13 protein-coding genes are annotated in these 13270 nt (G+C 34.6%); 11 read left to right on the top strand and 2 right to left on the bottom strand.

The genetic code is table 11. The features are described from left to right. The first annotated feature begins 216 nt into the window (after window positions 1-216). The 9 genes from FD33_RS07085 to FD33_RS07045 all read left to right on the top strand — a co-directional run bounded on the left by FD33_RS07085 (window position 217) and on the right by FD33_RS07045 (window position 10349). A complete protein-coding gene (locus FD33_RS07085; RefSeq protein ID WP_025085066.1) occupies window positions 217-1413 on the top strand; it encodes an SAM-dependent methyltransferase in 1197 nt (398 codons plus the stop codon). A gap of 8 nt (window positions 1414-1421) precedes the next feature. Beyond that, entirely contained in the window at window positions 1422-2111 is a 690-nt protein-coding gene (locus FD33_RS07080; protein WP_025085065.1) for a tRNA (adenine(22)-N(1))-methyltransferase, read from the top strand. Beyond that, the gene (locus tag FD33_RS07075; RefSeq protein WP_034544042.1) at window positions 2111-2908 is read left to right on the top strand and encodes a Nif3-like dinuclear metal center hexameric protein; all 798 of its coding nucleotides are present in this window, start codon (window positions 2111-2113) and stop codon (window positions 2906-2908) included. The genes FD33_RS07080 and FD33_RS07075 overlap by 1 nt, the downstream gene beginning before the upstream one ends. Window positions 2909-2921: 13 nt before the next feature. Beyond that, window positions 2922-4169: a peptidase T gene (gene pepT, locus FD33_RS07070; protein WP_025085063.1), complete on the top strand. Its 1248-nt coding sequence runs from the start codon at window positions 2922-2924 to the stop codon at window positions 4167-4169. 349 nt (window positions 4170-4518) lie between these two features. Further along, window positions 4519-5586 (top strand): ribosome small subunit-dependent GTPase A, encoded by a 1068-nt coding sequence (rsgA, locus tag FD33_RS07065; protein ID WP_025085062.1) that lies wholly within the window; start codon window positions 4519-4521, stop codon window positions 5584-5586. 363 nt (window positions 5587-5949) lie between these two features. Continuing rightward, window positions 5950-7221 (top strand): C39 family peptidase, encoded by a 1272-nt coding sequence (locus tag FD33_RS07060; RefSeq protein WP_025085061.1) that lies wholly within the window; start codon window positions 5950-5952, stop codon window positions 7219-7221. A gap of 13 nt (window positions 7222-7234) precedes the next feature. Further along, window positions 7235-8734 (top strand): NlpC/P60 family protein, encoded by a 1500-nt coding sequence (locus FD33_RS07055; RefSeq protein WP_025085060.1) that lies wholly within the window; start codon window positions 7235-7237, stop codon window positions 8732-8734. Between the two features lie 205 nt (window positions 8735-8939). Then, entirely contained in the window at window positions 8940-9128 is a 189-nt protein-coding gene (locus FD33_RS07050) for a 2-hydroxymuconate tautomerase (protein WP_025085059.1), read from the top strand. Between the two features lie 33 nt (window positions 9129-9161). After that, a complete protein-coding gene (locus FD33_RS07045) occupies window positions 9162-10349 on the top strand; it encodes a DUF2075 domain-containing protein (protein WP_034544041.1) in 1188 nt (395 codons plus the stop codon). Between the two features lie 64 nt (window positions 10350-10413). Here FD33_RS07045 and FD33_RS07040 read toward each other — a convergent pair whose 3' ends face one another. Beyond that, entirely contained in the window at window positions 10414-10599 is a 186-nt protein-coding gene (locus tag FD33_RS07040) for an LBP_cg2779 family protein (RefSeq protein WP_025085058.1), read from the bottom strand. Window positions 10600-10635: 36 nt separating this feature from the next. Next, window positions 10636-11301, bottom strand: a complete 666-nt coding sequence (gene lepB / locus FD33_RS07035) for a signal peptidase I (RefSeq protein WP_025085057.1) — start codon at window positions 11299-11301, stop codon at window positions 10636-10638. A 189-nt stretch (window positions 11302-11490) separates the two neighbouring features. Here lepB and FD33_RS07030 point away from each other — a divergent pair, with 189 nt between their 5' ends. Then, complete coding sequence (locus FD33_RS07030) at window positions 11491-12252, top strand: hypothetical protein (protein ID WP_025085056.1); 762 nt, start codon at window positions 11491-11493, stop codon at window positions 12250-12252. Window positions 12253-12292: 40 nt separating this feature from the next. Continuing rightward, complete coding sequence (locus tag FD33_RS07025) at window positions 12293-13270, top strand: hypothetical protein (RefSeq protein ID WP_056955867.1); 978 nt, start codon at window positions 12293-12295, stop codon at window positions 13268-13270.

The following is a 13270-nucleotide window of genomic DNA, read 5'->3' as shown; positions in this document are numbered from 1 at the left end:
GTGTTTTTATTTTGTCATTTTTCTAAAGTGGCTAACTTGATTATAAAATTCGCCATCTAATTTAATTGAGGTAAGGCCATTTAAAAACTGAAATAGGTACAGAATTGCCGTATTTGAGACATTTTTCTTAATATGTTTCTGAAAATCAGTAGTTTTAGTTTATATTTTTTCACAATTTGATTTACAATTAATATATCTACTTTTTTGGAGGATGTTATGTTAGATAAAAAGATTTATGACGAAATATTTTCACGTTCATTTACTATTCCTATTAGGGTTGTTTTTTGGGACGGGAAAGAAAAGAATTATGGACCAGAGGGAAAGTCTGATATAACTATTAAGTTTAATGACAAAGTTCCTATTTCTGAAGTTGTAAAACATGCTACCCTAACTTTAGGTGAAGCATATATGGATAAGAAAATTGAAATTGAAGGTTCAATCCAGAAACTGATTACTTCTGCTTACACTCAATCTGACAGTTTTATGTCCAGTTTAAAATTGAAAAAATACATTCCTAAGTTTAATCACTCAGAGGAAGGTAATAAGAAAGAAATTCAAGAACATTACGATATTGGTAATGATTTCTACAAATTGTGGCTTGATAAGACTATGACCTATTCATGTGCTTATTTCAGAACTCCAGAGGATACTTTGGAACAAGCTCAAATGAACAAAGTGCGTCATATTTTGAATAAGTTAAATACTAAACCCGGCGAAACAATTCTTGATATTGGTTGTGGTTGGGGAACAATGATGTTCACTGCAGCTAAAAAGTATGGTTTGAAAGCAAAAGGTGTTACATTAAGTCAAGAGCAATACAATTATGTAAATCAAAAGATTCAAGACGAGAATTTGAGTGACCAAATGGAAGTTATGCTTGAAGATTATCGTGAGGTTAATGAAAAATTCGATCATGTTGTTTCTGTTGGTATGTTCGAACATGTTGGTAAAGATAATCTACCTGGTTACTTTGAAACAGTTAAGAGTGTTTTGAAACCAAATGGTAATGCTCTAATTCATGGTATTACTGGTCAACATTATGGTGTTGGTGTTGATGCCTGGTTAGTTAAGTATATTTTCCCAGGTGGTTATATTCCCGATGTTAAAGAAAACGTTGGTCATATTTTAGATGCAGGACTTCAAATTGATGACTTAGAACCACTTCGTCGTCATTATCAAAAAACTGTTGAAATTTGGGATCATAACTTTAATAAAGTTGTAGATCAAGTTGATAAAATGTACGGTGAAAGATTCGTTCGTATGTGGGACTTGTATCTACAAGCATGTGCTGCTTCCTTTGAAAGTGGCAATATTGATGTTATTCAATTTCTTTTGACAAATGGACCTAGTGGTACAGCAATGCCAATGACACGTGAATACATGACAGACTTAGATAAAAAGACTGCAGAATAGAGGTTAAAGTGACTTTACTTTCAAAGAGATTACAAGCCGTTTACCAAATGGTTGATAAAGATACAAGAGTGGCTGATATTGGATCAGATCATGCGTATTTACCAGTAGAATTGATAGAGGAGAAAGTTTGTCAATTTGCGATTGCTGGTGAAGTTGCACCTGGCCCTATGTCACGTTCCAAAGAAGACGTTGATAAGTTTGGATTGAGCAAACAAATTGATGTTCGTTTGGGTGATGGCCTAGCCGTTATTAAACCAGAAGATCAAATTGATACAGTTGTAATTGCTGGAATGGGTGGTATTTTGATTCAAAATATTCTCACACGAGCAACCACAGATCAGTTGTCCAATGTTAAGACGCTAATTTTACAACCTAATATTGGTGAACCGCTGGTACGTCATTGGTTAGTCGAAAATAATTTTGAAATTGTTGATGAAGATATTGTTGAAGAAGAACATCATGTTTATGAAATTATTAAAGCTAACAAAGTTGAACAAGCTAAGCCGCTGAATTCAGCCCAATTTTTAATGGGTCCCGTACTAATGACCAAGAAGACGCCAACCTTTATTGCCAAATGGCAACATAAACTTAATAGTTATCAAAAGGCCGTTGAGAATATGTCCCATGCAAAAAAGATTGATCAAGCCAAAATTGATTTAATGAACCAAGATATTAAATATATTGAGGAGATATTATAATGGTAGAAATTCAAGTTCAAGATATTATTAATCGAATTGAAGAATTTGCTCCATTGTCAATTAAAGAAGATGGTGATCCAACTGGTTTCCAAATCGGCAATCGTAAACAAACTGTTCATCGTCTTATGACGACACTAGATGTTCGTCCACAAGTTGTTAAAGAGGCTATTGATAAGAATGTTGACTTCATCTTAGCTCATCATCCAATTATGTTTCATCCGGCTCGCAATTTGGATTTAACCTCACCACAAAACCAAATGTACCGTGATTTGTTATCACATAACATTGCCGTACATGCTGTTCATACTAACCTTGATAAAGCTCATGGTGGAATGAATGACTGGTTAATGGAAGAGTTAGGTCTGAATAATATTAGTTATTTAAATGAAGATGACGATTATTCTTTGGGACGTATGGGTGAATTGAAAGAATCGATGGAACTAGTTGATTTTGCTAAAATGGTCCGTGATGCCTATCATGTTCCTAATCTTCGTTATGTTAAATCAGATCTAGGTCAAAAAGTTAAAAAAGTTGCCATAATTGGTGGCGATGCCGGAAAGTTTTATCCGGAAGTTATTAAAGCTGGTGCTGACACCTTCATTACTGGGGATGTTTATTATCATACTGCACATGATATGATGGCTAATGGGCTCAATGTTATCGATCCAGGACACCATATTGAAGCAATCTTTATTAAAGAAATGGCAAGTTTGTTAGAAGATTGGAAAAAATCTAATAAATGGGACCTAGATATAGTACAATCAGAAGTAGATACAGAACCATATAATTTCTTATAGGGAGAGTGTAGTAATGGCAATAAAATATGAAAAATTAATTCCTCGTTTTTTAGGATATGTTAAACAAAATACTCGTTCAGATGAAAATTCGACAACGATTCCTTCAACTGAAAGACAAACTGTTTTCTTGAAGAAATTGGCTGCAGAATTGGAAGAAATAGGTCTGAAAGATGTAAAAATTCGTAAGGTTGATTCATATTTGACCGCCGAACTACCATCTAATCTTGATTATAATGTCCCAGTCTTGGGATTGATTTCTCACATTGATACTGCTGATTTTAATTCAGAAGATATCAAACCTAAAATCGTTGAAAATTACGATGGCAAGAGTGTTATTAAGCTTGACGATGCTGGTGAATACACACTAGATCCAAAAGTATTCCCTTCATTAACAAAGTATGCTGGACAAACGTTGATCACAACAAGTGGTGATACACTTCTAGGATCTGATGATAAATCAGGTGTTGCTGAAATTATCACGACTATGGAATATTTGATTGCTCATCCAGAAATCAAACATGGTAAGATTAAGATTGGTTTGGGACCTGATGAGGAAATCGGAACTGGTGCTAAGAATTTTGATGTTCCTGACTTTGGTGCTGATTTTGCTTATACAGTTGATGGTGGCCCTGTTGGTCAATTGGAATACGAAACTTTCAGTGCTGCAGGTTTGAAAGTACATATTACTGGTAAAGATGTTCATCCTTCAGAAGCTAAGGGCATTATGATCAATTCGTTGACTGTTGCTCGTGAATTTGAAGACGCTTTGCCTGCTAGTGAAGTACCAGAACAAACTGATGGACGCCAAGGTTTCTTCCATTTATTAGAAGAAAACGGAACCGTTGATCATACTGATATGTCTTATATTATTCGTGATTTTGAACGTGATGGTTTGGAAGCTCGTAAGAATAAAGTTACTGAAATTGTTAAGCAATTGAACGATAAGTATGGTGAAGGAACTGTTAAGATCGACATGGGTGATCAATATTACAATATGATCGATGTTATCAAGGATCATATGGATGTCGTTAAGATTGCTGAAAAAGCAATGAAGAATTTAGACATTGAACCTGATGAAGCCCCTGTTCGTGGTGGTACTGATGGTTCAACTATTTCCTTTAAAGGTTTACCAACACCTAATTTGTTTGCTGGTGGCGAGAATATGCATGGACGTTTTGAATATGTGGCTGAAGAGTCAATGGAAAAAGCAGTTGATGTTGTTCTTGAAATTATCAAATTAAACAGTGAGAATAAAAAATAAATTAAATTTGACTCTAGCTGAAGGAAGAATCCTTTGCTAGAGCCTTTTTTGTGGTAAATACTTCATAATAATTTTGTTATGTAACCTTAAATTGATTTGAATTGACTATGATGGACAATAATGCTATCTTAACGGTAATAAATAATGGAGGAACCGCGTATGCTGTTCATTTAATAGGATTTTCATTAGAACATGGAAAAAATAGGTCTTGAACCTATCTTATTTTGTGTACCCTAATGCCTTGCGAATGGACGAAAGATACTTTTTCTCTTTTTGTGGTGCAGTGGGTAAACTGCACCCTTTTTTTCGCAAGTTTTAGAGTACCGTCACTTGTGAAGGGAATAAAAAATTGAATATTATTGAAAAATATGGTTTTACAGATGAAATCAAATCATCAGAGAATAATCTTGGAAAATTAATTTGGGCTCGTGTAACTAGCCAGCATCGAGACTTATATCAAATTGTAACTGACCGAGGTTTTTTGCAGGCTAAAATTTCGGGTAAAATGAATCATCAAATTGTTAATACAACTGAATATCCTGCTGTTGGCGATTGGGTATTAATTTCAGTAGAAGCTAACGCAACAGGAATTATTCGAAAACTTTGGCCACGTAAAAGTATTTTAGCCCGCGAGGCTTCAGGTAATGATAGTAGTGGTCAGGTTATTGCCAGTAATATCGATACAATTTTTATTTGTATGTCGTTGAATACCAATTTCAATCCCCGTAGAGTTGAACGTTATTTAACAATGGCTTGGGATAGTGGAGCTACTCCAGTAGTAGTATTGACTAAATCGGATTTATGTAATGATATTACTGCCAAATTACAAGAACTAGAAGACGTTTGTATGGGTGTTGATACAGTTGTTTGTTCATTTGAAATGAAAACAGGATTAGATGAACTATCAGCTTATATTAAGCCTCAAAAAACAGTTGTTTTCATTGGCTCGTCAGGAGTGGGTAAATCATCTTTGATCAATTGGCTTTTAGGAGATGCTGAATTAGAGACTAAAAAGGTTAGAAAAGGTGACGATAAGGGTCGACATACAACAACATCACGACAATTAATACTATTACCAAATGGAGGTATCGTTATTGATACTCCGGGTATGAGAGAATTACAATTATTTGTCGGTAATCTCTCTAAAACCTTTGAAGATATCACGCAATTGGCAAAAAAATGTCGTTTTCGTGATTGTAGTCATCAAAATGAACCTGGTTGTGCGGTAAAAGAAGCGGTAAAAGACGGACGTTTGGATGCTGACAGATTGAAGAGCTACCTTAAATTGCAACGTGAAATGTCCTATAGCAAAATGAATTCACGCCAATTAGAAAATGAAAAGATTAATCAGGCATTTGGCAGTAAAAAGGCCATGAAAAAATCGCGTCAACATATGCAACGAATTAAACGTCGTTAAAATTTCGAAAAATGGGACATCAATTTTGATGTTCCATTTTTTTGTGAAGAATAACAGCACACTTGTAAAATAATATGTTTTACGAAAACATAATAATAAAATAAAAAAACAAAAAAATTATCATACCATCAACCAAAAGATGCATTAATAAAAACTTTACGCAAAAATAGAATTAAAAAATCCCAAATTATAATAACAGAAAAGTACAGTAACTCTACATGCCGTTTGCATTTGAAGGGACATGTAAAAAATGACATTCTTATTAAGATTGGATTATTAATGCCATATTATGTCGGGGGTATTAATAGAAAAAACAAAAAAATATTAATGCTTTATTTATAAAACTTATTTTTAGGGGAGAATATGTTGATAAAAAAACAATTTTTATATGCGACCTTGTTTGCTTCTAGCTGCCTTTTTTCAACCACGGTCGTTAAGGCTGATGAAGACACCAGTAGTCAACAACAAGCAATAACAACACAAGCAAGTACTCAGATAAACACAACAGATAATGTTTCTGAGAGCAATAAGAATTCGGTTTGGATTCAAATTCCTGAGAGTTCAAATGAAGAAGCTGTTCAAGATAATACAGTTAATCAAAATGGAGATAACACTTCTGTAACAACATCGGATAATTCGAATGATGTTCAGTCTCCAGCTACTACTCAAGATAATCAGTCAACTCAGGCCGTTCAAGAAGCCCAATCGACTTATCATGATGAAGCAGTAAATGGTGTATTTACCATTGGTAATAGTGTCGTAAATTTGCATGATAATAATGATCGGCCAATTACGAACCGTTACTTAGGTCCAAATACTGCATGGCGTGCCGATTATCGTCGTACTTATAAGGACAAAGTTTATTACCGAGTTGCCACTACTGAATATGTAGATTCAACAATGGGAACTTACCGTGACTATGCTCAACCATATGACGGTGTTGCCACAGTTGTCTATAAGAGTGGTGCCAGTGTTCATGATTTCCAAGGCTTTGGTGATAAAGCAGTTTATTTGGGAAATAATTTGCCAACCGGTAGTAGTTGGAAAGTTAATAGTCGTGCTCAAATCGGTGGTAAGGATTGGTATCAAGTTGGAAGCAATACTTGGGTGCCACAAGATTATGTTGTCCTTAGTCAAGGTCAGTATCAAGATGCTAAATGGATTTCAGGAGTTCCTTTGATTGCTCAAAGACCTGAATTACCAAATGGTTGTGAAATTACTGCTGTAACAATGATGTTGCAATATGCCGGAGCCAAAGTTAACAAGATGCAAATGGCTAGGGAAATGCCTCGTAGTAGTGATCCTAATTATGGTTATATTGGTCAACCTTGGGATGGAACTGGAATTACAATTTTTCCACCAGCTTTGATGAATTTGGTCGAAAAGTATGCAGGTACAGCCAAGAATTTGACTGGTCAAAATTTCAATGCTATCAAGTATCAAATTAATATCGGTCATCCGATTGTGACATGGAATACACTATATGGATTTCCATATCATGCTTTAGTTGTGACAGGCTATGACAAGAATTATGTCTATTACAACGATTGCTGGACTAATCAAACTCTCCAAATGGGGATTAATCAATTTATCAATAATTGGAACACGCAAAAAAGACGTGCAATAAGTTATTAAGGGGAAAGAAAAAATGAATAAAAAGTTTCAATTTGCTTTTGTTTGTGGTGTAGCCTTGGCTGCAGTTACTTTATCACAACAAAGTGTTAAAGCTGACACAATAACAGATAACGATGCTCAAACAACTGAACAAGTTGCTAAATCACAAGCTGTTTCACAATCACAAACAACAGATCAAACTCAAAACCAAGAACAAGTATCTGATGATACTCAAGTTCAAGCAGATCAAAATAATCAACGAGTTACTCAAACTGAACAAACAACTAACGATGATGATGCTCAAACTCAAAATATTGATACTCAACAAACTGCTCAAGATGCATCAACTCAAGCAACAACACAAGCTAATTCCACAGCAAGTAATATCACACCATTAAAGGGAATCGTTGACACAAAAGGATTCACACAACTTTACACTCAAGATGGTACTGCTATTTCTAACCGCGTACTAGGTGGAAATACTGCCTGGTTGACAGATCAAAAGTTAGTCTACAATGGTCAAACTTTCTACCGTGTTGCTACAAACGAATATGCTAATGCCGACAACGTTATTTTGACATATGGACATCAAAAGAGTGGTGTAGTTCGTGTTAAATCATGGGGAGCTGCAAGTTATTCTCGTAACGAAGCAGGATTTTACAAGAACGGTCAAGCCAATTATGCTGCTAACTCAGTTTGGAAATACAATCGTACAGATAATGCTAACGGTAGAACTTACTACCAAATTGGTAATGATATTTGGTTGAACAGTGATGATTCAGCTGTAGGAGCCGCATATCAAAATCCAAGTGGCTGGTTACAAATTCAAAATAGTCAAATCAAACCTAGTGGTGGTTCTGTTGGTTATGACTTATATAACGGCGTTGAAGGTGTCAAAGTTTGGTTAGTCAGAAGATACTTTGGTTACTCAAATGCACATACAATTTATGATGGATCAGTTGCTTCAAGTGTTAGATCACTCCAATCAAGAAAAGGTCTATCTGTAACGGGTGTCGTTAATTTAGCAACATGGAAAGCTATGGGCTATTCAGAAGCTGATTGGTATGGTATCGATTCTTACGTAGCACCACTTCAAACAAATATTACAAGTACGCGTTCACAACACATTGAAGCCATGATCAACCAAGCAAACAAGTATCTTGGTAAGACATGGATTTCTGGTGCCGGAAGTATGCCTGCTTATGGTGTTGATTGTTCAGGATTAGTTACACAAGTACTTTATGCGTCAGGTATTGATTCAGCACCAATTTCAAACATTCAACATGCACAACCAGGTCATGAATGGAACAGTCGTGATTACTGGTCAGATTCAAGAATTCCACATATTAACTTTAATGACCGTCAAAGAGGAGATTTGATTTTCTTCACTGACCCATCAACAGGAATTATCTGGCACGTTGGTATTTTATTGAACCGTGACACAATGATTGAATCATGGCCATATGCCGTTCAAGTACATTCAATTTACGGTAATCGTGGAAATATCGCTGGTGTTAAGAGATTATTTGCATAATTAAAAATAGTATATATGAGTTGTGCGATACTAAGAGCACAGCTCTTTTTTATGAAATGGTTTATATCTTTTAATGTAAAGAAATTGCAAAACCTTGTTATTTCGCCAAAATTTGTTAAAGTAAAAATATTGAGATAACTATGTATAGTTATCTATAGTAAAAGAGCATGGCCAATTCCATGTACAAAATAAAGGAGAAATTATTATGCCTCTAGTGCACATTGATCTTATTGAAGGCCGTAGTCCTGAGCAATTAAAGGGTATGGTTAAAGATGTTACTGACGCCATTGTTAAAAATACTGGTGCTCCTGCAGAACATGTTCATGTCGTTTTGAATGAAATGGCTAAAGAACACTACGCTGTTGGTGGAATTTTAAAGAGTGACGAAAACTAAAAGCCGAAAGGCTTTTTTTAATTTGGAGGTAAAATGTTAGAATCAGTTTTTCCGAATAAGGACCTTACAAAGCAACAACAAGCGATTTTCGATCAAATACTATCATTCACTAATCAAGGATTGAAAAGTCCTCAGAAGTCTATTTTTCAACTAAATGGGGATGCTGGAACGGGTAAGAGTGTTATTTTAACGCAACTATTCTTAAATATTGAAACATTAGCGAAACAGAATAAGACGGATAATTACTTTCTAGTTAATCATCCCGAACTATTAAAGGTTTATCAAGAAAATGCCGGTGAATTTGGTCAGCTACGCAAAAATCGTTTTCTTAGGCCGACAACTTTCATCAATCGGATGCATAAGAATCAGCAACAGGCCGACGTAGTAGTAATTGATGAAGCTCATTTACTATTAAGTGAGAGTGATAACTACAATAATTTCACGCAAAAGAATCAATTATCAGAGATTATCAAATTGAGTAAAGTTGTAATCTTAGTTTTTGATGCTCATCAAGTTTTGAAATTAAAAAGTTATTGGTCAGATAACTTTTTAAAACAAATCATTCCGAATCAAGTCAACTTTGAGAGTGCAACCTTAACAACACAAATGCGTATGCAGGCACCGCAAAAAGTTTTACAGTGGATCAATGATTTAACCGATAATTTACAAATCACACCTTTAGAGCAAGAAAATACGAACTACCTATCAATGAATAGTACTTATGATTTTCGAGTTTATCACGATGCCGAAAAGATGTATCAAGCTTTAAAGACAAAGAATAAAGAAGTAGGAGAGTCACGAATTGTGGCAACCGCTGATTATCCATCGACTTTGGATGGTAAGAAACATTACGTTAATGAAGGTGAATTTCATTTGCCATGGGATCAGTATAATTATTCCAATACCACTTGGGCTCAAAAGCCAGAAACAATTAATGAAATTGGTTCGATTTATACTGTTCAAGGATTCGATTTAAATTATGTGGCGGTGATTATTGGACCGTCAATCGCCTATGATAAAAATAATCGTATCAAGATAGATATCGATAAGTATGAGGATCAGGAAGCCTTCAAGAAACGACATGATAACGATATTGTTAATTTGAATGACGTTAAGAAAAGGATTATTTTGAATTCGATGAATGTTCTGTTAAAACGTGGTGTAAAGGGATGTTTTGTTTATTTTCATGATTCAAGAATATTTGATCAATTGAAAAAATAGAATATATAAAAAGCCGGCAGTCAAATGATTGTCGGCTTTTTAAGGGTAAACTACAAATATTGCATTATTGATGTAGTTTAATATATTCCAAAATAGTCTTTTTTTCGTCTTTAGTTGCTTCGTAGTCGCCTGACTTCAAGTTATGAACACGTTCAACTGAAAGATGACTTTCGAATGCAAATTGTGTATCATTCATATCTTTATCTTTTTCATACTGAATTATCATTTCAGCAATATTTGGTTTATCCATGAAACTACCTCCAATAAGTTTGTTTAAAACTTAAATCTAAAAGATTGCCCATCTAGTAAATGGCCAATAACGCCACTTAACTTCACCAATGACACTCTTTTTACTAATGAAACCAATAATACGACTGTCCTTTGAAACAGTTCGATGATCTCCCATAACAAAGTAAGTTCCAGCAGGGACCTTATTAGTCTTCTCAACTTTTTTTAGATAAGAATTGCTGTAACGTGTCTTATATTCGGGTGAATTCTTAGCTAGAGAACTTAAAGTAAAATCGTAGGTATAACTATAAGGTTTACCAGCATATAAACTAGTATCAGGTTCCTTTAATTTAGAACCAGCTTTGAGGAAGTCCTCCTTGTATAGTTTACCATTAATATACATTTTGTTGTTCTTAGAAACCACTGTGTCCCCAGGCAAACCGATCACTCGTTTGATATAAAATGAACCGGCTTCGTCTGGAGCTTTCAAGACGATAACATCACCACGTGAGATAGTTGAATGTCTAGCAGCGATTACTTTATCCCCATTTTCAAAGGTCGGTTGCATCGATGGTCCTGTTACCTTGTCATTAGAAAGGATGTACTTAAACCCTAAAAAGAAAATAGCATAGATTGCAAGTGTCATAGCAATAGTTTGTAACCAGAACTTCCAACCTGACTCTTCTTCCTTTTGAGGCCGACGTCTTCTATTATTTTCTGCCATGTTTCACCTCTTATATGTACTAACTAAGATATTACACTTTTTCGTAATTATTGGAAATAAATGTATTATTCTAACTAAAAATTTTAATATTATTTAACTTTTTCATGACAATTATAGCTTTATGTTGCATAACGATTCTAGTAAACTATTAGCGGTATATTATAAATATCGGATCAGTTGGGAGAAAAAATGGATTATATTGATAAATTAAAACAAGACGTGGGGTTATTGCCTAATGGAATGAGATTCAATGTCAAAATTAGATTTATAGAACGTGTTTTTGACACTTTGTCGCAGCAACAATTGCCTAAATATCATTTTCCCCAATTGGAGTTGAGCGAAGATGAAATCACAGACTGCTTACGTCAAAACATGGACATTAAAGAAGCCGACTTTGAGGCTCTTTTGAAAAATTTAGAAACATTTGACCACGATCTTGGTGAATTTCGTACACAACTACAGAATAAGTTTGGTTATTGGGCAACGATCACTCAGGATTTCGTTAAAGAATTAATTACTGAATTTCCAGAACAGAACTTTTTGGAATTAATGGCTGGTAATGGTTATTTATCAAAAGAGTTACGTAATTTGAATGTAGAAACATACTGCACGGACAATTTAAGTTGGGCTAGTCATAATCAAACTGGCAAAAATCTATTAACAAGAGTTGAATCAATGGATGCTTTGCAGGCTTTAAACGAGTATGGTAGTAAAGTTAATAATGTCATTCTGGCTTGGAGTCCTGATCGTGAAGATATTGATGTTAAAGTTTTAAGAAAGGTTCGTGAGATGGACGTAAACTTTTTAGTTATTGGTGAAAAATCCGGTGCTACCAACAGCAAGGAATTCTGGAGTACGGCCAAATTAATTGATGATCCTCGAATTGATCGAATCAATCAGTTCTATTCACGTTATGATTTAGTTCACGATCAACTTTATCTAGTCAAATAGGGTAGAATAAGATACAAGATAAAATAATAGGTGAATATTTATGAAAAAGGTAATATCAAGTATTGTTATTTTTCTGATAGTTCTGCTAACCGGAGTTGCTATCTCAAAAAGTGATTCAATCAAGTACAACAATACAATGAACCGATTAGGTATGAGTGAACAAGCCATTGTTTTGCATACCAAATCTAAAAAAAATTTAGTCACAGCAGTTCAAGAATTGAGCAAGAAGAAGAAGGTTTCATCTTATCAACTGATCTTCTTTGAAAAAAGCAACAGTGATCTGGGATATATATACGGGCATAATAAGATCAATAAATTACCAATAACTTCGGGACGTTATTTTTCCCAAGATGATTTCATCTCGCAAATTCCATTTGCGGTACAAGGTAAGTCTTCCCAATTAGAATCCTACAAACCTCAGGGCCAAGCCTACATTCAAATGGGTGATCGCTATATTTCAGTTATTGGTAATATCGGTTTTGACGGTGCGGATATTCTAAACGGTCAAACATTGATCTCATTATCACCAAATCAACCAAAATCGAAATTACATCTGAATCAGGTAACGACAGTTTTAGATGGTAATGCTCTTTCAAATAAAGAGAGTTTGTCGAAAATTAAGAGTGTCCTACATGCTAAGTCATCCCATAAGTATGTACCCCAGACAGATGATTTTACTAATGCCGAAACGGTTAATAATGGTGAGATGTATCTAGTGGGAATTGTTTTACTATTCGTTTTGATCGTAATTGTTGACTTCTATATCTTAGTTCCTCTGAAATATGATCTGTCTAGATCACATTTAACGGGAGACTTGAAGAACAATTACCAAAATGGTTTAATGATTCGTTACTTAATTTATACATTAGTTCCTTTTATTGCTGGTTATGCTGCAGTTAATTGGAAAATTGCTATTATCAGTCACAATACATTTAATATGTTCATATTAGTTTCTGTGTTAATTACTATCCTAATAGGAATGTCGCAAATAATTTTTACCAAAAAACGGAGTGAATAG

It is taken from the genome of Companilactobacillus paralimentarius DSM 13238 = JCM 10415 (genome assembly GCF_001434985.1).
Classification (GTDB): domain Bacteria; phylum Bacillota; class Bacilli; order Lactobacillales; family Lactobacillaceae; genus Companilactobacillus; species Companilactobacillus paralimentarius.
This window is presented reverse-complemented; position numbering and strand designations above follow the sequence as displayed.